This window comes from Streptomyces inhibens (assembly GCF_022221585.1).
Lineage (GTDB): Bacteria > Actinomycetota > Actinomycetes > Streptomycetales > Streptomycetaceae > Streptomyces > Streptomyces inhibens.
In genome coordinates, this window is record NZ_CP084681.1 from 1,656,836 (window position 1) to 1,680,305 (window position 23,470).

Annotated in this window: 16 protein-coding genes; 3 read left to right on the plus strand and 13 right to left on the minus strand. The window is 68.8% G+C overall.

Annotated elements, in window-relative coordinates:
- The 12 genes from KI385_RS07730 to KI385_RS07785 form a co-directional block, all read right to left on the minus strand.
- On the minus strand, positions 1-258 hold the full coding sequence (locus KI385_RS07730) for an acyl carrier protein (RefSeq protein ID WP_128509437.1): 258 nt from the start codon (positions 256-258) through the stop codon (positions 1-3).
- A complete protein-coding gene (locus tag KI385_RS07735; protein ID WP_238571470.1) occupies positions 251-1,750 on the minus strand; it encodes an AMP-binding protein in 1,500 nt (499 codons plus the stop codon). The genes KI385_RS07730 and KI385_RS07735 overlap by 8 nt, the downstream gene beginning before the upstream one ends.
- A complete protein-coding gene (locus KI385_RS07740) occupies positions 1,747-5,070 on the minus strand; it encodes a non-ribosomal peptide synthetase (protein WP_238571471.1) in 3,324 nt (1,107 codons plus the stop codon). The genes KI385_RS07735 and KI385_RS07740 overlap by 4 nt, the downstream gene beginning before the upstream one ends.
- Entirely contained in the window at positions 5,067-7,325 is a 2,259-nt protein-coding gene (locus tag KI385_RS07745) for a class I tRNA ligase family protein (protein ID WP_238571472.1), read from the minus strand. Before KI385_RS07745 ends, KI385_RS07740 begins: the two co-directional genes overlap by 4 nt.
- The gene (locus tag KI385_RS07750; RefSeq protein WP_238571473.1) at positions 7,325-8,389 is read right to left on the minus strand and encodes an NAD(P)/FAD-dependent oxidoreductase; all 1,065 of its coding nucleotides are present in this window, start codon (positions 8,387-8,389) and stop codon (positions 7,325-7,327) included. The genes KI385_RS07745 and KI385_RS07750 overlap by 1 nt, the downstream gene beginning before the upstream one ends.
- A gap of 1 nt (position 8,390) precedes the next feature.
- Positions 8,391-9,692: a lysine N(6)-hydroxylase/L-ornithine N(5)-oxygenase family protein gene (locus KI385_RS07755; protein WP_238571474.1), complete on the minus strand. Its 1,302-nt coding sequence runs from the start codon at positions 9,690-9,692 to the stop codon at positions 8,391-8,393.
- An 88-nt stretch (positions 9,693-9,780) separates the two neighbouring features.
- Complete coding sequence (locus KI385_RS07760; protein WP_238571475.1) at positions 9,781-10,887, minus strand: cytochrome P450; 1,107 nt, start codon at positions 10,885-10,887, stop codon at positions 9,781-9,783.
- Complete coding sequence (locus tag KI385_RS07765; RefSeq protein WP_238571476.1) at positions 10,884-12,065, minus strand: acyl-CoA dehydrogenase family protein; 1,182 nt, start codon at positions 12,063-12,065, stop codon at positions 10,884-10,886. Before KI385_RS07765 ends, KI385_RS07760 begins: the two co-directional genes overlap by 4 nt.
- Complete coding sequence (locus KI385_RS07770) at positions 12,065-14,221, minus strand: iron-containing redox enzyme family protein (RefSeq protein ID WP_238571477.1); 2,157 nt, start codon at positions 14,219-14,221, stop codon at positions 12,065-12,067. Before KI385_RS07770 ends, KI385_RS07765 begins: the two co-directional genes overlap by 1 nt.
- A 30-nt stretch (positions 14,222-14,251) precedes the next feature.
- Positions 14,252-15,142, minus strand: coding sequence for a 3-oxoacyl-ACP synthase (locus KI385_RS07775; RefSeq protein ID WP_238571478.1), 891 nt, complete (start codon positions 15,140-15,142; stop codon positions 14,252-14,254).
- Complete coding sequence (locus KI385_RS07780; protein ID WP_238571479.1) at positions 15,139-15,966, minus strand: isocitrate lyase/PEP mutase family protein; 828 nt, start codon at positions 15,964-15,966, stop codon at positions 15,139-15,141. Before KI385_RS07780 ends, KI385_RS07775 begins: the two co-directional genes overlap by 4 nt.
- A gap of 28 nt (positions 15,967-15,994) precedes the next feature.
- Positions 15,995-16,807 carry a thioesterase II family protein gene (locus KI385_RS07785; protein ID WP_425356884.1) on the minus strand — a complete coding sequence of 271 codons (813 nt, stop codon included), beginning with the start codon at positions 16,805-16,807 and terminating at the stop codon, positions 15,995-15,997.
- Between the two features lie 962 nt (positions 16,808-17,769).
- On the opposite strand from KI385_RS07785, the gene KI385_RS07790 reads away from it, so the two are divergent.
- Positions 17,770-18,204 carry an ankyrin repeat domain-containing protein gene (locus KI385_RS07790; RefSeq protein WP_238571480.1) on the plus strand — a complete coding sequence of 145 codons (435 nt, stop codon included), beginning with the start codon at positions 17,770-17,772 and terminating at the stop codon, positions 18,202-18,204.
- 50 nt (positions 18,205-18,254) lie between these two features.
- Here the strand turns inward: KI385_RS07790 and KI385_RS07795 are convergent, their stop codons facing one another.
- Entirely contained in the window at positions 18,255-19,109 is an 855-nt protein-coding gene (locus KI385_RS07795) for a patatin-like phospholipase family protein (RefSeq protein ID WP_238571481.1), read from the minus strand.
- Positions 19,110-19,928: 819 nt separating this feature from the next.
- Between KI385_RS07795 and KI385_RS07800 the strand changes: the two genes are divergently transcribed.
- Positions 19,929-20,756: an FAD binding domain-containing protein gene (locus tag KI385_RS07800; protein WP_238571482.1), complete on the plus strand. Its 828-nt coding sequence runs from the start codon at positions 19,929-19,931 to the stop codon at positions 20,754-20,756.
- Positions 20,753-23,470, plus strand: a complete 2,718-nt coding sequence (locus tag KI385_RS07805; protein ID WP_238571483.1) for a molybdopterin-dependent oxidoreductase — start codon at positions 20,753-20,755, stop codon at positions 23,468-23,470. The genes KI385_RS07800 and KI385_RS07805 overlap by 4 nt, the downstream gene beginning before the upstream one ends.

The following is a 23,470-nucleotide window of genomic DNA, read 5'->3' on the forward strand; positions in this document are numbered from 1 at the left end:
TCAACGCACCTCCGCATGCCGGGACAGCGCCTCGACGACCTGCCCGAGCGTACGCATCGCGGCGAGGTCGTGTTCGGTGAAGTGGTGCAGCCCGACCTGGGTCCGGTCGCACACCGACGTCAGGAACAGCACCTTGTTCAGCGATGTGAGGCCGAGGTGGTCGAGTTCCACGTCGGGGTCGATGGCTTCCGGTGGCAGGCTCTGCGGCAGGACCTCGGCCAGCGCGGCGCGGGCCGTTGTCTCGATGGTGTCAGGCACGGATTCCCTCCTCGGGGTCGATGACGAGGCGGCGGTAGCGTGCCTCGATCTGCTTGCGGCGGGGCTTGAACTGGGAGCTGAGCAGCCCGTTGTCGACGGTGAACCGGTCCGCCAGGACGACCTTGGCGACCTGCTCGTCGTGGTCGAGGGCGGCATTGGCCTGCCGCAGGGCCGCCGCGATCAGCCCGGTGTCCACCGGGTTGGCCGCCGGCGAGACGATGGCGACGAGTTGCCGCTGCGACGGGTTGGTCACCACGCAGTCCTCGATCGCCGTACAGGCCTTGAGACGTTCCTCGATCGGCCGCACGATGATCTTCTTGCCGTTCTCCAGCACGATCACGTCGTCGGCCCGGCCGCGCACGAACAGATAGCCGTCCTCGTCGAGATGGCCGAGGTCACCCGTGCGCACGATCCCCCCGGCCCGGAACATCGCCTCCGACTCGCCCGGTTCCGCGTGCTCATAGCGGGTGGCCACGGGACGCTCGCTACGGACGTTGATCACGCCGTCCGCGTCGATGAGAACCTCCTTTCCCGGCAGCACCCGGCCGACGCTGCCGGGCCGGTGCGCGCCGGGGTGGTTCTTGGCCACGATGCAGGTTTCGTTGAGCCCGTAGCCTTCGAAGATCGGCAGGCCGGCATCGGTGAAGTAGCGCAATGTGGCCGGGTTCGCCGGCGCGGAGCCCGTCCACAGGTAGCGGATCCGGTCGCCGAAGACCTCGACGGCCACCTCGGCCGGGGAGGCCCCGGTACGGGCGACCCTGGCCTGCAGATGGGCGCCGGTCGTCTCGTAGAAGCCGGGCACGCCCATCACCACCGTCGGCCGCGCCGTGCGCAGGGTGGCGAACGCGGCCTCGTAGGTGCTGATCGTGACGTCGTGACCGAACACCAGCGCCGAATACACCCAATACCGTTGCTGGAGCAGGGAGAGCGGCAGAAACACGAAGATGTCGTCACCGGGGCCGTGCGCGAACATCTCCTGCACCGCGGCGAGCGAACTGTCGATGCTTCCCGCGCTCGCCAGCAGCGACTTGGCCGGGCCGCTGCTGCCCGAGGTGAACTTCAGCGCGGGTGCCTCGCCGGGTTCCCACACCACGTTCGGCAACACCGCGTCGGACGGCGGGAGTTCGCGCACGGCGGCGATCGGACGCACCCGGTCGGCGGTCTCGTCCTGGTCGGTGAAGAGCACCGCGAGGCCGTAACGGGAGACGAGCTCCGCCCCGGTGGCGTCGAACTTGCCGGGGTCGAATCCCGCGGTTACCGCCTTGATCCGCAGTGCGGCCAGATCGAGCAGCACCCACTCCAGCGAGTTCGCCGCGAGGATGCCGATCCGGTCACCCGGCCGGACGCCGAGGCCGAGCAGGTGCCCGGCGACCCGGCCCGACAACTCCCAGACCTCGGTGAGGTCCCACGATTCAGCCGCGCCCAGCCGGGCGACGGACAATCGGTTGCCCGGCCGCGGCGGGCCGCTGACCACCCGGTTGATCACGCTCATTTCGCACCACCGATCCGGGCGGCCATCGCCCGTACCGTGTTCACCCGGACCAGCTCGGACAACGGGATGGTGACCTTGTACCGCTTGCGCACTCCGGCCAGGATGCGCGCCGCGGCGAGCGAGTCGGCGCCGATGTCGGTCAGCGGGGTCAGGGCGTCCACATCGGGCAGTTTGAGCACACTCGCCCACAGCTCGGCGAGCTCCCGCTCGATGCCTTCCACCGGTACGGCGTCGCCGGACGGGGCGGCCTCGGCCTCGGGCACCTCGTCCGAGGCCAGCCGCGACCGGTCGACCTTGCCGTTGGCGGTCAACGGCAGGCTGTCGTGCCACACCACGACGGACGGAACCATGTACTCCGGCAGTTGGTCGCGCAGCGCCGCACGCAGTTCGTCCTCCAGGCGCCGCCGCTCGCCGTCCGGCATCGGTGCCGGCTGATCCCGTTCGCCGGGAACCAGGTGCGCGACCAGCCGGTCGCCCCGGCTGCCCGGCCGGCGGACCACCGCTGCCTGCCGCACGCCGGGCAGCGCGACCAGCCGCGTCTCCACCTCGCCGGCTTCGATCCGGTAGCCGTTGACCTTGATCTGGAAGTCCGCCCGGCCGAGGATGTCGATCTCCCCGGACGGCAGGTAGCGCCCGAGGTCGCCGGTTCGGCAGAGCCGTACGCCCCGTCGGCGGTCGAAGAGGAACTTCTCTCCGGTCGCCTGCTCGTCCTTCCAGTACCCGCGGGCCAGGCCGGTCCCCGAGGCGAAGATCTCGCCGGTCACCCAGTCCGGCAGGTCCAGTCCGTCCTCGTCGAGCACATACGCCCTGTTGTTGTCGTTCGGCCGCCCGTACGGGATGCTCCGCGAGCCGTCCTCGTCCGGACCGATCGGGTGGACGATGTTCCAGACCGTCGTCTCGGTCGGTCCGCCGAGCGAGACCACGTCGAGCCCGGGCAGGCTCGCCCGCAGGGCCGCCGGCAGTTCCGGCGGGATGCGGTCGCCGCTCATCATCACCAGCCGCAGGTCGGCGAGCGGGGAAAGACCGTCCGCGCGTGCCTGTTCGTGCAGCAGCGCCACGATCTGCGGCACCGAGTTCCAAACGGTGACCCCGCCGCGCGCGCACATCTCGAGCCAGTGCGCCGGGTCGGCGGCCTTGTCGTGGTCGGGCAGCACGATCGCGGCACCGACGGACAGCGCGCCGAACACGTCGTAGACGGAGAGATCGAAGCTGAACGCGCTGATCGCGAACAGCCGGTCGTGCGGACCGACGCCGAACCTGCGGGTGCAGTCCGCGACGACGTTGGCCACGCTGCGGTGGCTGACCATGACGCCCTTCGGCGTGCCGGTCGTGCCCGAGGTGGGCAGCACATAGGCGAGGTCGTCGGGGTCCGCCCCGGCGATCGGCCCGGGCTCCGGCCCCTCGTCGACTCCACCGCCGTCGAGTTCGGTGCCGCAGTCCAGCGCCAGCACCGTGCACCGGCCGGCCGGGTCGCTCCAGCCGGAGTTGGTGAGTACGCACCGCACCTCACCGGCGTCGAGCAGCTCCCGCTGCCGGCGGGCGGGCAGGTCCGCGTCGACCGGCAGATAGGCCGCACCCGCCAGAAGTGTGGCCATGATCCCGACGATCTGCTCGGGGCCTCGGGTCATGACCAGCCCGACGAGCTCGTCGCGGCCGGCCCCATTGGCACGCAGCCGGCTCGCCGCGACGCGGGCCCGCCGGTACAGCTCGGCATAGCTCAGCTCACCGGTCGAGGTGATCACCGCCGGCGCCGCCGGACTGCGTCGCGCCTGTGCCACGAACGGTTCCTGCAACAGCTGTTGCGGCAGCGGCCGGTCGGTGTCGTTGGCGGCGCGCCTGCGGTCCCGCTGCTCGGCGGGCAGCAGGTCGAACCGGTGGTTGTGCCACTCGCTCGCGTCGGTGAGCAGATCGAGCAGGCGCTGATACCCCTGCGCCAGATCGTCCAGCAGGCCGTCCGGGAACAGTTCGTCGACGCCGTCGAGCTGGACGACGACGCCGCCGTGCTGCTCCATGGCGAACACGTTGAGCCAGGTCTGCGGTGTCTGGCTGATCGTGTGCACCTCGGGTCCGAACAGCTCCAGCGCGGAGCCGTCCACATCCGCGAGCGGATAGCCGAGGGCGCTGTTGAAGGTGAAGGGCATACGCGGCTGCCCGCCGCTGCGCAGGCCGAGTTCCCGCAGCACCTCGATGCCGGAGAAATGCCGGTTGTCGAGGTCGGTCCGCAGCCGCTCCTGCACCGCCTTGGCCCGCTCGGCGAAGGGCACGCCGCGGTCGAGGTCGACCGCGACGAGCATCGGGTCGCTGTACTGCCCGATCGACTCCAGGATGCGCGGATGGATCGGCGGCCGGTTGGCCACCGTGGTGGTCAGGGTGAACCGGGGGCCGGCGCCCCAGCACGCGAGGGTTTCGGCGTACGCGGCGAACAGCAGGCCGGACGGGGTGACACCGGCCGCGGCGGCGTGCTCCTTCAGCGCCGCCCACCGCTGTGCCGGCACCCGGACCACGCGCTGGGAGAAGCGTGGTGTGGTGATCGCGGACGGGCTCTTCGCCAGCGGCAGCTCAGGGTGCCCCCACAGGCTGCCGCTGTCCAGCCGCTCCTGCCAGTACGCCTTGGCCCGGGCGTACGGCTTACGGGTGCGGGCGACCTCAAGACTGGCCACGTACGACTCGAACGAGGCCTCCTCAGCGGCCGGTTGCTGCTCTCCCGCGTACCGCGCCCACCAGTCACGGAAGAACAGGAACATGCTGATCCCGTCCATGACCAGGCCGTCATGACCGACGTGCAGCACCATCCGGTCCCCGGCCAGCAGCGACACCTCGGCCGCCAGCAGCGGCGCCCGGTCGGCCGGCAGCATCCGGTGCGTCCAGCGCGCGCGTTGCGCGACCAGCCCGGTGCCGTCGTCGTCCCGCAGGTCGACCCGGTTGATCCGGACCTCGACCCGCGGTTCCTGTACCTGGGTCTGCGCCTGGGTGAACCGGGTACGCAGGCAGTCGTGCCGGGCGACCACGGCGTTCAGCGCGGCCTGGAGCCGGTCGACGTCCCAGTGGCCCTCGATCTCGTGGTAGACGTAGCTGGCCACGTTGCCCAGCTCGAACACCTCGTCCCGGCCGGCCAGATAGCCCTGCTGCAACGGAGTCAGCGCGATCCCGGGATCCGGGGTGAGGTGGGCGATGAGCTCGGACTTGACGGCCTTGATCCGGCCGACCAGCTCGGCGTCCACGCGCTCGCGCGGTCCCTGCAGCCGCAGATCCGCGCCGGCGGCGACGATGCTCAGGCCCCGGGCGCTGATCTCTTCCAACACCGTCAGGTAACTGGTCACCGGGCCACCGCCTCGGTCAGGTGCCGGCTCAGCTCGGCGACGTTCCGCTCGGAGAGCAGCTCCGACATCGGCACGTCGAGATCCAGCCGCTCCAGGATCTGGTACTGCACCGCGACCGCCTGCAACGAGGAGGCGCCGAGCTCCCGCAGTGTCTTGTCCGCCACCGCCGCCTGTGCCGGCAGTCCGAGGGTGCTGCGGACCAGGTCGGCAAGCCAGGGCAGCGGATCCGGCGCGGCTTCGTCTGGTTCGGGGGCCGCCGGTTCCTGCGGTCGGTGGGCCGCCGGCTCGGAGGCGAAGAACACCTGGCCGGCCAGGTCCACCCTGGTCCCGGCCGGCACCAGGTCCACGGTGGACGGCCAGGCCGGCTCGCTCTCGCCGAGCAGGGCGGCGAGGCGGGCGGCGAAGCGCGGCATGACCGGCGTGGCGACCCTGGACAGCAAACGGGCCGCTGCCAGTTCCAGCGCCAGCGCCGTCCGGCTCTCCGACTGCCACCCGGTCGCGCCGGCGAGCACCTCCTCGCGCTCGGCGAACGCGCGCGCGTCGGTGACGATGCCCTCCAGTTCGGCGGTGGCCGCCCGTAAGGAGAACCCGTCCTGGCCGAGGTGCCCGGTCACGGCCGCCAGCCGCCCGCCGAGCCGGGCATAGAACGCGGTGTGTTCGGGGGTCCAGATTCCGGCGTCCGGAACCACGCCGCCGAACCGTGTGTTCAGCCGGCGGCCGAGGCCGTCGAGCCAGCCCTGCCAGCCGTCGGTCAGCACCTCGCGCACGGTCGCGGTGTAGGCCTCCCGCTCGAAATTGGTGCGCTCGCCCTCGGAGCGGGTGCGGGACAGGTAGAAGCGCACCGCGTCCACCGTCTCCGGCGCGAGGATGTCCTTGCCCCACACCGCGTGCCGTCGGCTGGTGGAGAACTTCTGGTTGTCCAGCAGGTAGAACTCGTTGACGTGGTAGTCGATGTCCGGCTCCCAGTCCGGGAACGCGAGCCCGTACAGCACCGGGTAGAGGATCGAGTGGTAGAAGCTGTTGTCGTAGCCGAAGAAGTGAACGATCTTCCAGTCCTGCTCCGGCTTGTCCGCGTGCCATGTCTCGCCGATCCGGGCGCCGAGCTCGGCGATGCCGTGCAGGAAGCCGTAGGACATCTCCGGCCACACCCAGATCACCTGGTCGTCGACGCCGCGCGGCGGCACCCCCCACTGCGCACAGTGGCTCAGCGGCAGTTCGAAGGTCTCCCGCGCGAACACCCGCTCGGCCAGTTCACGCAGTCGCGCGGGCACCCGGCCGAGCCGGTGGTGCGTGGCGACGGCCTCGCGGAACTCGTGCAGCGGCAGGGCGAGCCGCGCCAGGCTGCCCGTACGGGCCGAGCCCGAGATGTTGCTGCGCGCCTCGACGAGGTCGGCGACGATGTTGGGCTCGCCGCACTCCTCGCAGATGTTGCCGTTGGTGGCGGCCGCACAGGAGGGGCAGGTGCCGGCCGCGTCGACCTCGTAGAGGTACTGGCCGGTCTCCTCGTCGAAGAGCGCGGGCAGTTCGTGCCGGGCCACCTTGCCCGACGCCTCCAGGCCGGCGAAGAAGTCGCGCAGGCCCTCGCGGTATTGGGGATCCGTGCTGGTCACGGTGAACTGGTCGGGCCGGATGTCCATCAGCTCAAGCGTTCTGGCGATCTCGGCGCTGTAGTGCGCGGCGACCTGCTCGGGCGTGCTCTGTTCCTGCGCCGCCCTGGCGACCACATAGCTCTGGTGGTCGTCGCTGCCGGTCAGGTGCCAGGCCCGCACCCCGTTCATCCGCTGGAACCGGACGAACGCGTCCGCGCCGAGATACGGCCCGGACAGATGCCCGAGGTGCAGGTCGCCATTGGGGGTCGGCGGGGTGGAGAACACGAACACCGGCCGCTCGGCGAAGCGCCGCCGGTCGGGACGGACGGCCACCTCCCCGGCGTGCCGGGGCTCACGCCAGTAGCAGGTCACGAACACGACATCGGCATCACCGGTGTTGTCGATCACATGCGTCTCGAACGGGTCGAACTTGATGACCGTGCCCGGCCCCACCGGATGCCGCGCGCCGTCCACCACGACCTCGCCGCTGCCCGACACGAAGACAAACATCTCGATCTCGTCGTGCTGGTGCGCGTCGGAGCGCTTGCCCGGCGCCACCCGGCCCCAGCCCGCCCCCAGCCCGACGACACCGGGAAGATCGATCGTGCTCATGTCGATGCCGAAGGCGTCACTGAGCGACGCGGGGTCGAAGGTGTCGATCCTCATCACACACTCCCTTTCACGCTCGTGCCCAACAACTGGACGGCCTCGGCCGCGATGGCCGGGGCGAGGCGGTAGCCGGATCCGTTGGCCGCGCCCGCGAACACCACCCGGCCATCCGGGTCGAGCCGGCGCACCAGCGGCTGCCCGGAAACGCTGTAGGCGTCGCAGAACACCCGCCCGGACGTGCAGCGCAGCGCGAGCGAGGGCGCGTAACGGCTCAGGCACGCGCGGGCCCGCTCCACGTCGTGCGCGACGAGATCGGCATCGACCTGGTCGGGGTCGACGTCCCAGTCCTGGCAGGTGTAGCTGAACAGCCAGTGCCCCCGGTAAGCCAGGGGAAGCAGGAAGGCGTCCTCGTCGTGGAAGACGAGCGCCCGGTCGGTCTCGTCCGCGGGCTGGTCGATGTGCAGCGCGACGATCTTCTTGATGCGCGCTCCGATCGGCGCGACCAGATCGGCCCATGCCGGCGCGTTCAGCCACGGTCCCGGCGCGAGCACCACCCGGTCGACGGTCAACCGCTCACCCGTGCTCAGCGAGATCCCCACCCCGGGGCCGCCCGGATCGAGCGCGGTGACACGGACTCCCTCACGTACGCCGACACGCGGGCGCAGATCGGTGACGAGCGCCTGGACCAGGCGGTGCACATCGGCGTACTGCGCGCCCTTGACGTCCCACACCGACAGGTGCGGCGGCACACGGACCTCGACGCCGCAGGCATCCAGCGCGATCGGGGAATCGTCGCGGCGGACCGGCTCGGTGTAGATCCTTTCCAGATCGCCCTGGCCGGCTTGCGACACCACCGACATACCGACGGGATAGATCGGTGAAGTGGGCCGGTCGGCCTTGAGTTTTTCGTAGAACTCCTGGCTGTATCCCGACATCCGGCGCACCCGCTCGCTCGCGCCGCGCGGGAAGTGCAGTCCGGCCGAACGCCTGCTGGCGCCGCAGCCGACCGAGTCCCGGTCGAGGAGCAGCACCGTGCCGGCCGGGTGCCGATGGATGATCTGCCTGGCCACCAGGGAGCCGATGATGCCCCCGCCGATCACTGCGACTGTGCCCAGATCCATCTCACACCCTCCCTTGCAGCTCGCCGTCCTCGCTGCCCTCGTTCGCCCACTCGACGAAGGAGGAGAGCTGTTCTTCCCGCTGCACACCGCGCAGGCGGTCGACGATGCGCTGGCTGCGCCACGCCAGCAGGCTCAGGTTCTTGTCGGCGAGACCACGCTGGGCGGGGGTCCCGTTCTGGATGAAGATGTTGTGGTCTTCGGGGCCGTCCCAGCGCACCGCGTAGTCCCGGTCCACCTGGTACTCGCCGTCGTCCCAGTCGAGCCGGTCGGCCAACGGGGCGAGCAGTTCCAGCAGTCCGGTGCGGAAGCCGGTCGACCAGACGATCACGTCGGTCGTCACATGCTGGGGTCCGTCGGGCCGGTCCTTGTTGACCACCGTCAGCTCCCACCCCGCACCGGCCTGGGCCACGCCCGTGATCTCGCGGTTCGGGTACAGCCTGATCAGACCGGGCGAGCGCGCGATGAACCGGTGGTGGTAGGTCTGCTGATAGATCGCGCGCAGCGTCGACTCGGAGATGCCGTCGCTGGAGAGGACGTTCTCCTGGTTGATCCGCTCACGGGTCGCTCGCTCCAGGCCGTAGAAGTACTCCGAATAGGACGGCATGTAGAAGTCATTGGTGAACGGTGAGTCGTCGATCGGCAGGAAGTTGCTGCGCCGGGAGAACCATGACACCCGGCTGGGCAGTTCGCCGCCTTGACGGGAGATCAGGTCGAGGAACGCCTCGGCGCCCGACTGCCCGCCACCCACCACCACGACGCGCTTGCCACCGAGATCGACGGCCTTGTCGACGAAGTCGCACACATGGAACTGGCTGGGCGCATGCCAGCCCTGTCCGGCCGGCGGAATCCATGGCCGGCTGCCGACGCCGAGGGAGATGTTGTCCGCGGTGAGCACCCGCTCGTCGGTGCGCACCTTGAACACGCCGTCGAAATCGACCGACCGCACTTCCTCGCCGAACACGATGTTCTTCATGCGCCAGGTCGCCCATTCCAGGTAGTTGCGGAACTCCTGCCGGGGCACGGCGTCGAACTGGGCATTGATGAAGTGATAGATCCGCCCCTGGTCGTGCAGATAGTTCAGGAACGAGAACTTGCTGGTCGGATCGGCCAGGCTGACCAGGTCCTTCAGCATCGACACCTGCAGTGACGTGCTGGGGATCTGCTGGCCGTCGTGCCAGCCGAAGGCTTCCTTGCGGTCGAGGAACAGGCTGGGCAGGTCCCGGTGCGGATACAGCAGCGCGGCCAGGCTGAGATTGGCCGGTCCGGCACCGATACCGAGCACCCCGAAATGCTTGTCGGTCATTTTCCGACGCCCCCGTTTCCGGTCGAGGACAGTGTGAGTTCCGCTCTCCGTTCGGTGCCGCGCTCCTCGTACCTGAGCCGTGATCGAGTCATCCGAGTTGCCCTTTCAGGACGGGGATGCGGGCGTTGGGTGAGGGCCGGTAGCCCTCGAGTGAGGGCGCCCCGGTCACCGTGGCGGCCACGCCGATGGTGATCGCGGCGGCCACCACATGTCCGGGACACCGGTGGGCACCCCGGCCGAAGGTGAACACCTGCGGGTCCGCCCGGCCGGGGCGGAACGCATGGGGATCGGGGTTGGCCATCGGGTCGCGGTTGGCCGCGGCGAGCAGCAGCAGGATCGCTGAGCCCGCCGGGACTTCGTGGCCGGCGACGGTGGTCGCGGTCGCCACGAATCGGCGGGTGTTCTGGATGGGCGCGTCATGACGGACCACCTCGGCGACGAAGGCCGGGAGATCGTCCGGCTGTCCGTGGCGGGCCAGCGCGAGCAGGGTGTTGCCGACCAGTCCCGCTGTGGCGTCATAGGTCTGCGACAGCAGGCCGATCACATTGGCGAGCAGCGGAGCGGTCGTTGGCCAGTCGTCGCGGGCGGCGAGGCGGACCAGCTCGCCGATCAGGCCACCGCTCCCGGCGCGCAGGTGCGGGCCGAGCAGGTCGAGCAGCCGTGCGGCCGCGGCGGCCGCGGCCGCCTGGTCCTCGGCGGTGGCCGAGGCGGGAACGCACCGAACGAACTCGCCGATGAGCCGGGCCGCCTCGTCCGGGAGGTCTCCGGCAAGGCCGAGCAGTGTGGCCACCACCCGTGCGGGCACCCCGAATTGGAGGTCCGCCCAGTCGGTGGCCTTGCCCGCCTGCTCAGCGGCCAGCGCGACGACCTGCTCCTCGCTGATCGTGTTCAGCGCCGAGAGCAGCACCTGCTTGCGCCGCACCTGCGAAGCACCGTCGGTCATCCGGACCAGCTCGCCGAACACCTCGCCGGCCGGGGTGCCGAGGATGCCGCGCGGCACCGGCTCGGTACCCGGCCGGACCCGGCAGGCCGGATCGGCGAGCACCTCGGACACCGCCGACGCGCCGGCCGCCACCCACAGCCCGCTGCCGGTGTCGTAGCCGAAAGGCCGGTTGGCCACCAGGTCGGCATAGAACGGATAGGGGTCGGGGTGGGTGGCCGCCGTGGTCGGCGTCGCGGGATGTGGCTGCGTCATGGTGCCCCCCGGTGTGTCCGGTTCGGATCGATCGCCGAAGCGATGATCGCCTGCTGCACTTCCGAGGAGCCCTCGTAGATCCGCAGCGAGCGGATCTGCCGGTACAGCCGCTCCAGCAGGCTGTCGCGGACCAGCCCGGCCGCTCCGAAGATCTGCACCGCGCTGTCCACGATCTCCTGTGCGGCCTCGGTGGCGTAGAGCTTGGCCACCGAGGAGTGCCTGGCATAGCGGGGGCCGCCCTGGTCGATCTCCCAGGCCGACCGGGCCACCAGCAGCGCGGCGGCGTCCAGCTTGACCTCCATGTCGGCGAAGGTGGCGCGCACCGTGGGCAGGTCGAACAGCTTCCCGCCGAGCATCGGCCGGTCCCGCGCCCTGGCCAGCGCCGCGTCGGCGGCCCGGCGGGCGAAGCCGAGCGCGGCGGCGCCGACGGTCATCCGGAACCGGTCCAGCACCTCCATCGCGATCGGGAACCCGCCGCCACGCCTGCCGAGCACCGCGTCCCGCGGCAGCGGGCAGTCGTCGAACACCAGGTGGCCGAAGGCCCGCGGAGCGATCATCGGCACCGGCTCGATGTGCAGGCCGGGCGTGGTCGCGGGCACCAGGAACGCGGTGAGCCCGAACGCGCCCGGCCCGGGACCGGTACGCGCGATCACCGTGTACACGTCGGCGACACCCGCGTTGGCGATCCACGCCTTACCGCCGTTGAGCACCCAGCCGGCCTCGGTCTCGCGCGCGTCCAGCCCGATCGCGGCGACATCCGAACCCGCCGACTCCTCGGACACCGCGAAGGCGCCGCACAGCGTGCCCGCGGCAAGGCCCGGCAGATACCGGCGGCGCTGGTCGTCGGTGCCCAAGCGGCGGATCGGGGTGGCCGCCAAGGCCTGGATGGAGAACGCGAAGTCGGCGAGATCGCCGCAGTACGCCAGTGCCTCCCGCGCCAGGCACAACGCGCGGTAGTCGTCGGGGCCGCCGTCGAGGAACGCCAGCCAGCCCGCGTCGCCGAGCGCGCGGAGGATACGCAGGCCGGCCGCTTCCGGCCGGCCGTCACCGGCGAGCAGGTCCTGGTGCTCCGCACACCATGTCACCAGGCGCTGGGCCAGCTCGCGGTGGTGATCCTCGTACAGGGGCAGTGCGAGTATCCGTGTGTCGAAGGTGCTCGGGGGCACGGTCGCGGTCATCAGATGACCACGTCCACCGGCTCGCGCCGGGCGAGGCCGGCCACCAGCTCGTGCTCGACGAAGTAGGCGAACGAGGCGTAGCCGCGCCAGATCCGCCGCCAGTGCGAGGCCACCGCGTCGGCTCCGGACAGCTTCGCCACATCGTGCAGGTAGGCGATGATGATCTCGGCCGACTGCCGTGCGTGACCGGCGGAGAGGTTGTCGATGGAGAGATGCGCCTCCTCGTAGGCGACGTCGAACCCGTGGCGGCGCAGCTTCTGCATCTCGTGCATGCGCTGGGTGCCGAGCCCGAACATCTCGATTCCCAGGTTGTAGCCGAGGATCTCGTCGTAGAGCGAGTCCGGGAACAGCGCGAGGCTGAGCTGGAACAGCGAGAACCCGTAGAGGTGATCGGGCAGTTCGTCCTGGTCGAGGAAGGCGGGGTCGCGGATGTGCGGCACCTCGATGCCCAGACTGGCGAGCACCTGGTAGATCAGGGTGATGTGGTTCTTGCCGACGTCACCACGGCCCATCTCGTCGGCGTAGATCGAATAGAGCATGCCGTCACTGCGGCGGGTGTAGCGGCCGGTCGCACCGATGCGGTGGGCCCACGCGCCGTCGATCATGCTGCCGAGCGCGAAGGTCTTCTGGCCGAAGACCACCTCGTCGCGGTCCGGGATCTCGGTCAGTGGCCGGTACGGGTTGACCAGCTTGTCCCAGTAGATGCGGTCGACGCGCTCGTTGAGCGCCGAGGGCGAGTAGTCGAACCAGCTCGCGTCGGTGAGGACGCCGTCACCGCCGTGCTCGAAGAGGACTTCGGCGCGGGCAAGACCTTCTTCGGCGTTCGCGCGGGCGAGGGCCAGGGTGTTGGGGAAGTTCTCGATGTTGACCAGCCGGTGGAGGAATGCGCGGTCGTCGCCGCGGGTGGCGGTCCGGACCTCTACGTCGGGCGGGGTCGGCCTGATCGCCGCCGCGAGCGCGCGGGCCGCGTCGTCACCGGCCGTGTTCGGGGTGAGCTCGATGTCGGACGGATCCCCCGCGGCGATCGCCTCGGCCCACCGCTGGAAGGTCGCCGCTTCGTGCTCGTCGAAGATGCCGAACATGGGACCGCCGAACTTGATGGCCCGCAGGAACCGGCACCCGCCGTCACGCGGCTTCATCTGGGGCGACGCCCGGAAGTCTGCGAGGAACGCGGCCAGGTCGAAGCCGGGATCGTCGAACCGTTCGGTCAGCGGCCTGCCGCCGACGCGGACATTGCGGTGCTGTTTGCCCGCGAACGGGGCATGCCTGGCCACGATCCGCGCCACCTGTGCGTCCAGGGAAAGGCCCGCATGCCATTCGGCGACGTCGGCGAGCAGGCGCGCATGGTCCAGTTCCATCCCCAGTGTGCGGGTGACCGCGGCGTACAGCCTGCTCCTGACCGGCGGCGGGGCCAGTGCGAGGTAGTCGGCGAGGGTGGCCCGCAGGTCCGCTTCGGTGAGCATGGGCCGTGTGCCGAGCAGCAGTTCGTCGAGGCCGAGCGCGGCCATGACGTAGTGCGTGCCGACCACCTCGGGCAGGAACGTCGCCGGCAGCTTGGCCAGGCCGAGGTAGTAGGCGCCGTGCCACGCGGTGAGCGACCGGGCCTCCGCCTGCCGCAGAAAATCCGGCGCCGTGACATCCGGCAGGAACACGCCCCGTTCTTCCAGCGCGCGCCCCCGCAGCTGGTGCAACCCGCGCCGGGGGTTGCCTTCGCCACGCCAGACGAACTGATGGCGCACCAACTGGTTCACCATGGTGGCGGGTTGGGTGGCGGGCTGGGAGACCGAGTCGAGCCAGCAGCCCCCGATCAGCGCCAGCGGCGCGCGCTGTGCCAGCACGGCGTCGCGCACCCGGGTTTCGGCTTCGCGCAACGGTTGCAGCATGCCGGTGATGTGCCGGCGCACCTGGGCCGTCCGTTCGGCGATGCCCTCGGCGTCCTGGACGGTCGGCTCCTCCGAGGTACTGAAGAAACCTTTCAGCACGTGCCGGGCAAGGAGGAACACCACCTCGGACTCCTGGTCGCCGACCAGCCGGTGATAGACGGACTCGGGGCCCGCGGCGATCACCTCGTCGGCCGTCGCCGCGGTGGCCGGGTCGAACTCGGAAGTGGACAGGTGCGCTACGACGAAGGGGTCGGGTAAGGAGAAAGCGGACATGGAAACCTCCGGACACTGTCCTCAGGCTGTTCAGCTCATGGCCGTGGTGGGTTTGTGCAGCAACATGGCGGCGCGGGAACCCGGCACGCTCGCGGCGAGCAGGTAGTACCCACCTGGTTCGGTGCGGCGGTCGACGAGATTGATCAGCGGATCGGCGGCGAAGCAGTGGCCGGTCCGGGCGGTGTTGGCGGTGTCGAGTTGTGCGAGCGTGAAGCCGGCCAGCCGTTCCTTCATCACGACGATCGGGGTGTACAGGTTGCTGTGCAGCACACCGGCCAGGTCGCCGGGGGTCAGTCCGTGCGGTGTCAGCAGGATGTCGTTGACCTGCCGCGACAGGTCCGCGCTGATTTCGTTGCCCCAGTCCAGTGTTGGTATGTCCTGTGCGCCGGCCGAGCCCAGGATCTCGTAGTCACCCGGTCGCGCGGTGACCAGACAGCCGGCGGCGCCGTCGCTGAAGAGGGCGAAGTTCTCCATCCGTTCGGACTCCGTGGCGCAGCGGTCCGCGGTGATCACCAGGACGTTGCGGTACCTGCCGGTCCGGACGAAGGCCTCGGCCACGCCGAGCCCCGTCACCAGGTTGGTGCACCGGTTGAGGGTCAGGCCGAGGAAGGCGCAGTCCAGACCGAGGCCGCTCATGATCGTCTCCATGAACCCGCCATGGGTGTGCGCGTCGCCGGGAAACCGCGTCGAGCACAGCACCAGGAAGTCCACGTCCGCCGAGCCGATGACCGTCTTCCCGGTCTCGATGACCAGTTCCTCCAGCGGCTTCTCGGTCCGGCGGACCTTGCCCCAGCCCCACAGCCGTGCGTCGGGCTGCATGCCGTACTCGCGAGCGCGCGCGGTGAATCCGGGGATCTCGTGGTGGTCCTGCTCGATCTCGCCGAGCAGGTAGCCGGGTGCGGTGAGGTAGGCAGGGGTCATGACCTGCCCAGCAGGGCGTTCGATTCGGCATAGCCGAGTGCGGACTTGGCGAAACCGAACGTGCCCGGTCCCGCGAGTTCGGCCGCCGCGTCGAGCACCGCGGTCAGCGCGGCCCTGGGCAGCGCCGAGCCGAGGCTGATCCGGCGGACACCGAGGGCGCCCAACTCGGCGACCGACCGTTCGAGGACGGGGCCGGCGGCGAGCACATTGACCGGCTTGTCCAGCGAGGAACAGACCGCCTTGACGGCCTCGATGCCCGGCAGCGCCGGTGCGTAGAGCACATCCGCGCCGGCTTCGGCGAATGCCTGCAGCCGGCGGATGGTGTCGTGGAGGTCGGGGCGCCCGTGGAAGAAGTTGTCGGCCCGGGCGGTCAGGGTGAACGGAAACGGTTGCGCGCGAGCGGCTTCGACCGCGGCGGCGATGCGGTCGACCGCTTCGGCGACATCGCGGATCTCCTCGCCCGCCTCGCCCGTCGAGTCCTCGATCGACGCACCGACCAGCCCCACCTGGGCGGCGCGTCGGATCGTCTCGGCCACGTCCTCGGGGCTGCTGCCGTACCCGCTCTCCAGATCGGCGGTCACCGGCAGATGGGTCGCCTCGACGATCGACCTCGCGTTGGCCAGTGTCTCGTCCCGGCCGACCAGCTGGGCGCCGTCGACGTGGCCCATGCTGAAGGCGAGACCGGCACTGGTCGTCGCGAGCGCGGAGAAGCCGTAGCCGGACAGTATCCGCGCGGTTCCGGCGTCCCATGGATTCGGCACCACGAAGGTGCCTGTGCGGTGCAGTTCGGCGAACCTGACGGCCTTACTACGTTGGTCGGTCATGCGTCCCTTTCTCAGGCGCCGCCCGGATCTAAATGAGTTCGACCGGTAACGCCTCCGCCGCGCGGCGGATGACGTCGGTGACCGCTTCCGGATGTTGCTCGAAATAGAAGTGGCCACCCTCGGACCAGTGCATCTCGGGCTCGACGACACACTCGCGCGACCAGCCCGCCAGATCGTCACGACGGACCATCGGATCGTCGACACCGTTGACCAGAGAGATCCCGAACGGCAATGCGGCAGCGGGGTGATATCGGTACTCCGCGACCATTCTGAAATCGGCTCGGACATCGGGCAGGATGAATTCCTGCAGTTCTGGATCGGCCACAATCTCCGGCCGCATTCCCCCGTAGAGCGCCACCGCCTCGGTGAGGCTCTGCCCGTCGAGCCCTGCCACCTCGACCATCCGCGGTGTCGGGTGCAGGGCCGGCGCGACACAGCCGGAAGCGATCAGATGCGCGGGGCGATCGCCGAGCCTGCGGGCCACCTCGAAGGCGATCAGCGCGCCAAGGCTGTGGCCGAACAGCAGAAACGGCCCGGTGCGGTGCGCCGCGATCCGCTCGGCGATCTGATCGCAGACCGTCTCGATCCCGATGCGCTCGGGCGGGGTGACCGCGACCAGCGCGGTCACCCCCGCCAACGCCTCCTGCCACCCGACGAACGCCTGCGCCCTGCCACCCGCATGCGCAAAACAGTAGGTACGGGGCCACCCCGATGGCACGGCACGGGCCATGTCGAACCATGAATCCACCGGCGTTTCCCCCTTCTGTCGAGCCCCGGGCAAAACAGGGCAACGTACGGACGGTGAACTCGGGCAAAGACTCACTCGTCGACCGCTGTTCATGAGCGGATCAACGGAATACTGATCCAATTAGTTGACCACGACATGGCCTTGTCAAGACCAGATGACCATGCCTGTGGAACATTCAGAAAATTCTCGATCATCAAATTCAGCCATGGCTAAAAGTGTTCACAGAAACCCCTGATCGCAAAAATCCAGCCATGATCGAAAGTGCTCATGGACTCCTTGCCGTGAAAATTCAGCCACGGCTGAAAACGGGGGCCGCACTCACGCCGGCGCCGGCACCAGCGCTGACAACGAGCGTTCGCTGTCCAGCATGGATGCGGCGAGGAAGGCCTCGGCCTCGTGTGCCAGGCCGGGCGCGAGGAACCCCTGACACACCATCAACCTCCCGTCGCACCCGACCTCTCCGCCCCGCACCCTCGTCAACCATGGCCCGACAGTCGCGCACCAGAGTCGGCCGCGATGGCCGGGATCTCCCCTGGACGGCGCGGAGTGCGCGCAAGCGGCCCCACAACGGCGTGGACCCGGCCCCGTCGAAGCGGCACGGGGGCCGGAAATCCGAAGCCACCAACGACTCAACCGGGGCGGGGCGACTGCCACGGGCGACCGGAAATCCATCTCGCGGACCCTCGACCACGCTCCCCCACCGCGGTTCAGTGACACCGGACGCCGGACGCTTGACTGGCTCAACACGCTCTTGACCGACGCGGAGTGCGCGAACGGACTCGGACAACAGGCGGACTCAAGGGTGAAATCGGCGCGGGGGCGGCGAGGGTGTGCGGACGTACCAGGCCTGTTGCGAAAGCCGGTCCATGTCCAGAGGATCAAGAGCCATGGGCACGGAGAACTGACGAACATCCATGGGGCTCAGACGCATCGAGCCGTAGCAACAAGGCACGACCGGCCTGTCGTTCGCCAGGTAGCGAACGTGCTGGTCGCCGCCGTCAACGAGGGGATATCGACTGGCCCCGCCGCGTACCCGGTGGCTAACCTCGGCACCCATGAACCAGCGGCGGCGGAAGAAGCTCTCCCGGCATCTCTTCGAAGCAACTCTGATGGGTGACACCGCCCGGGTGAAGGCGCTTCTGCGGGCCGGGGCCGACCCGGAGCGAGCGGACAGCGAGGGCACCACCCCTCTGTATGAGGCATCCGTGAACGGAGAAGCCGCGATCGCCCGCCTGCTCCTGGTGGCCGGGGCCTCCCCGGACACCGAGAGCAGCGGACTCGGCTCGGAGGGCACGCCGTTGTGCGCAGCCGCCTGCTGGGGGCACACCGAAACGGTGCGCGAACTGTTGGCGCACGGTGCCGATCCGAACCTTCATGAAGATCACGGCACCGGTCGCTCTCCCCTGGACTGGGCGAACGACGGCCCCCATCCCGAAACCGCCGCTCTCCTCATCACGGCGGGAGCAACCCCCCACGGGGGAACCACGTAACGTCGCCGTCCGTCACCAGGGATCCAGCCGGCTCGATGCCTCAAGAGCCACTATTGCAACAGGCCCTGGCTCCAGACCCCGGCCACCGCCGGCGCCGCACGCAGACCCTGGTCGTGGCCGGCGCGGGCAGCGGCCTCTCGCACCGCGGGGTCGAGCAGGTTCGGGCCGATCGACGACGCCGCGACGTCGTCCGGGCGGATCACCGAGACCTTCGATCCCTGCGCACGCAGCGCGGCGACCTGGTCGTCGAGGTCGGTGTTGCCAGGAACGGCCATGACCTGAATCACCAGTATCTGGTCGCACCCCGCCGCGAGGTCGGCGTTCTCCGATGTGCGGATCCCGCCGTCGATGTAGCGCCGCCCGTCGATCGTGACCGGCGGCCAGGCTCCCGGCACCGCGCAGCTCGCCGCCACGGCGTCCACGAGATCAACGCCCGACGTCGGGTCGAACACGCGCTCCTCGCCGGTTTCCGCGTCCACCGCCACGACCTTCAGGTCTGCCCGCGGCCAGCTGTGCGAGGGCAGCCGGGCCTCGATCACCGCGCGTCGCTCGGCCTCCGCGACGGTCGGCGCCGCCAGCGCCATGACGCCGATCCGGCGTCGCAGATCGAGGGCGTCCGTGGCGCCGTCATGGGCGTCGAGAGACAGCATCATCAGGTCCTCGGCGCCGAGGACGGGCGACAGTTCGGGTGCCTGGAGCGCCGGATCGACCTGGCGGTCGAACAGTTCCTTGAGCGGGGTGCCACTGGTGATCTGCGCGGCCACCGTCGACCCCGCGGACGTTCCGACGATCACGTCCGCGTCCAGGACGTCGACGTTCCCTTCGAGAAGTCCGGCCAGCAGACCCGTCTGCCACGCGACTCCCGCCACACCGCCGCCGCCAAGTACCAGTCCACGTCGAGTCATTCGCCGATAATACGTTTTCGCGATTCCGTGGTACTGCCGGTCCTGGAGAGCGGCCGAAAAGCTTGTCAGCGGGCTGAATCCTGCGGTCCGAGCCGTGCCAGGTCATGTCACGGGCGGCATCGACGGGCCTGTAGTTGGCAGCTGCTCGGCGCTGTGACCAGTGCCTTTGCCGCCTACGCAGGGGGCCCCGCGTGGCGGTTCACACACTTGTCGACGTCCGTCCGAGCGGATCTTGCATCAGGACACCGTGAAGTTCGCCGCCACAGCCGAGCCGGCACTCGCGGTCGGACGGAACTATGCCGCCGTAACAGGCCGGCGTCGGCACGCGGAAGCATCGTGGACTGCCCGTCTGTCGGACGCCGAGAGATGTCCGGGCCGCTCGCGGACAGGATCTTGATCCGTCGGGCACCTCGCACGGAAAACCGGTCATGCCGGTCGCCTCTCCCCTCACCTGGGAATTGGCAATCGACTGCGAAGTGATCGCCAACGGCGCGGAATGGCAGGTTGAGGCGTTCGAGCCGCTTCATGCCGAAGCCCTGACTTGGCGAGGCCGGCCCGTTCTGCGATATGCTTGACAGGAATCTCTGTGCCCGCCGGTCCTTCCTGGAGCAGTTCGACCGCAGCGGCTAAAAAATGATTCTGTCGCGCGAGGTTGTGCCGCTCCCAGCGCGCCGCATCGTGACCCGTCGACATTCGACGAATGCATCGAGCCGAATGTCCGCAATCGAAAAATGAACGCGAGCAGCGCCACGCGCCGGTTGATGGAGTTCAGTAGGCGGTCGTCGCACGATTATCCCTCGTGAGGGAGATCAGTTTCCCATGGATCTCAACACCATCACCGAAGTCATCCGGCGACCATCCGATCGGCCAGGCGTGGACTGGCGCGAAGGCGACGCCTGGCTCGCAGGCGGAACGTGGCTGTTCTCCGTGGAGCAGCCACACCTGCGCCGTCTGATCGACCTGACGGCGTTGCGTTGGGATCCCCTCGTCCCGAGCGACACGGGCCTCGAAATCGGCGCAACGTGCACCATCCGCGACCTGTATGCCTTTGCGCTGCCAGGTGATTGGATCGCGGGCACCCTTTTCATGAAAAGCTGCGAGGCGTTCTTGTCCTCGTTCAAAGTCTGGAACTCGGCGACCGTCGGCGGCAACATCTGCATGTCCTTGCCTGCTGGCCCAATGATCACGCTGACGGTCGCACTCGAGGCAGAGTACGAGCTATGGGCTCCTGACGGGTCCGCGCGTATCGTCGATGCCCTCGACTTCACGACCGGCGACCATCGGAACATTCTTACTCCCGGGGAAATCTTGCGGCGCATCGACATTCCGGCACGTGCCCTGAGGAAACGTACCGCGCACCGCCGCTTCACACTGACCCGGCTCGGCCGTTCGACGGTATTCCTCATCGGTACTCAAACGCCGGAAATGGGCGACCTGCTGCTCACGGTCACAGCCGGCACCACACGGCCTGTGCGCATTGCTTTCGACACCGTGCCCGATGCCCGAACTCTCCAGCAGAGCATCGACGTTATCCCCGCCGACGTCTGGTTCGCCGACCCCAATGGGACCCCCGACCACCGTCGCCACCTGACAAAGCACTTCGCCGAAGAGATTCGTCGCGAACTCATAGCAGGGGGCCGGGCATGACATACATCGTGAACGGCAAGAGATTCGACGAAGAACCGGACCCCGGCCAGTGCCTGCGCACTTTCCTCCGCTCACTCGGCCACTATGGCGTCAAAAAGGGTTGCGACGCAGGCGATTGCGGCGCATGCACGGTGTGGTTGGACGGCGATCCGGTACACAGCTGCATCACCCCTGCCTCCCGCGCAGACGGTCGTGAGGTGACGACGATCGAGGGGATCGGATCACCCGGCAACCTCCATCCGATGCAGCGGCAGTTCCGCGACGCCCCGGGGTTCCAATGCGGTTTCTGCACCGCAGGAATGATCATGACGTCGGCAACGTTCACCGAGGCCCAGAAAGAGGACTTGCCGCGGGCGTTGAAGGGCAACCTCTGCCGCTGCACCGGCTATCGAGGGATCGAGGATGCCGTGCAGGGCGTCGTCGGCGCAGAGACGGCCGGGCCAGGACAGGCCGTCGGGACGAGCGTCAATGCGCCGGCAGCCGACGATGTGGTAACCGGCCGGGCCGAGTTCACGATGGACACCCACATCGAAGGCATGCTGCACCTCAAGGTGCTGCACTCACCACACGCGCACGCCCGGATCGTCTCGATCGACAAGACCGCCGCACTCGCAGTTCCCGGTGTGCATCGCGTCTACACCTGGGAAGATGCGCCGCGCAAGCGCTTCACCACGGCGATCCACACCGACCACCTTGTCGATCCGGACGACACCTTCATCCTCGACGACACGGTCCGCTTTGCCGGCCAACGCGTCGTCGCGGTCCTGGCCGACACGGTCGGAGCGGCAGAGGAGGGCTGCCGAAGGGTCGTCGTCGAATACGAGGTAATGCCGGCGGTGTTCGACCCCGAAGAGGCAATGGCCGAGGGGGCGCCACAGCTACACAGCGCGGACGATCCATTCATCCGCGATCCCGTCCGCAACATCTTGCTCGAAATCCATTCGCATATCGGCGATATCGAAGCAGGGTTCGCCGAAGCCGACGTGATCCACGAAGGAACGTACTCCTCACCGCGAGTGCAACATGCACACCTCGAAACCCACGGTTCGATCGCCTGGATGGAGAACGGTCGGCTGAACGTCCGTACCAGTTCGCAGTCACCGTCGATCGCGAAAGGCAAACTCGCCTATCTGTTCGCGCTGCGCCCGGACCAGATCCGCGTGTTCTGCAAACGCGTTGGCGGCGGCTTCGGCGGCAAACAGGAAGTGATCTCGGAGGATCTGGTCGCGCTCGCCACCCTGGACACCGGGCGACCCGTCTGTTTCGAGTACACCCGTGAGGAGGAGTTCACCACGGCTTCGACACGGCATCCGATGACGTTGACGGTCAAGCTCGGCGCGAAGGCAGACGGAACGCTCACGGCGTTCCACGTGCGCAATGTGTCGAACACGGGCGCCTACGGCAATCACGGCGGCGAAACGCTGCATGCGGGCGGCGCCGCCGTCATGATCTACCGCTGCCCCAACAAGAAGTACGACGCGTTCTCCGTCTATACGAACACCGTTCCGAGCGGGGCACTGCGCGGTTACGGGATGACGCAACCGGCGTTCGCCGTGGAATCGGCGATGGACGAACTGGCACTCGCCTTGCACATCGATCCGCTCGAACTGCGGCGACGCAATATCGTGCGGCCGGGTGATCCGCTCGTCGCCCTGCATGACGGCCCCGACGACGTGCTGTTCACCGAGGACGGACTCGCGAAGTGCATCGATCTGGTGGATGCCGCCATGGCCCGTACAGCCGATGAGCCGTCCCCCGGCCCCGGGTGGCTCGTCGGCGCCGGCGTCGCGAGTTCCTTGCACGAGACCGCGCCGCCAACCGAGCACATCTCCGAGGCTTGGGTCACGCTTGGCGATGACCTCATGTACGAGTTGGCCGTCGGAACAGTCGAATTCGGCGAGGGTACGTCGACCGCGCATGTCCAGATCGCGGCCAACCAGCTGGGCACGACCCCGTCGCGGATTCGCCTGGTGCAGTCCGACACCGACCGCACGGGATTCGATACCGGCACCTTTGCCAGTGCAGGTCTCTTTGTGTCGGGCAACGCGGTACTTCGAGCGGCAAATGCTGTGCGCGACCGCATCCTGGAATTTGCTGCCGCGCACACGGGTGTCCATGTCGTGATGTGCTCGATGGACGACGAGGGTGTCGTCTGCGGCGACCAGCGCGTGGCGTTGGCCGAGCTCGTCGCATGGGCCCGAGCGCGCGGAATTCGGTTCACCGCCGCCCGTAAGGCCTACGGCTCACCTCGAAGCGTCATCTTCAATACGCAGGGGTTCCGCATCGCCGTCCATCGGGTGACGGGTGAGATCCATATCCTTTACAGCGTCCAGGCGACCGACGCAGGCGCGGTCATCAACCCCGCGCAAGTCCGGGGACAGATAGAGGGCGGTGTCGCCCAGGGAATCGGCTTCACGCTGACCGAGAATTACCACGCCGACGTGAACGGTGCCATGGTCAACCCGAACTTCCGCAACTACCGCATCCCCACCTACGCCGATATCCCCCGCACCGACGTGCTCCTGGTGGACTCGTCGGATTCCGTTGGGCCCATGCGGTCGAAGGGGATGGCGGAATGCTGTATCAACCCGGTGGCCCCCGCGTTGGCCAATGCGCTTCACGACGCCACGGGCATCCGCTATCGCGCGCTGCCCCTGACTCCGGAACGCATTTACAGCCGACTCAACGAAAACCGGTCGGCGCCGACGGCCTGA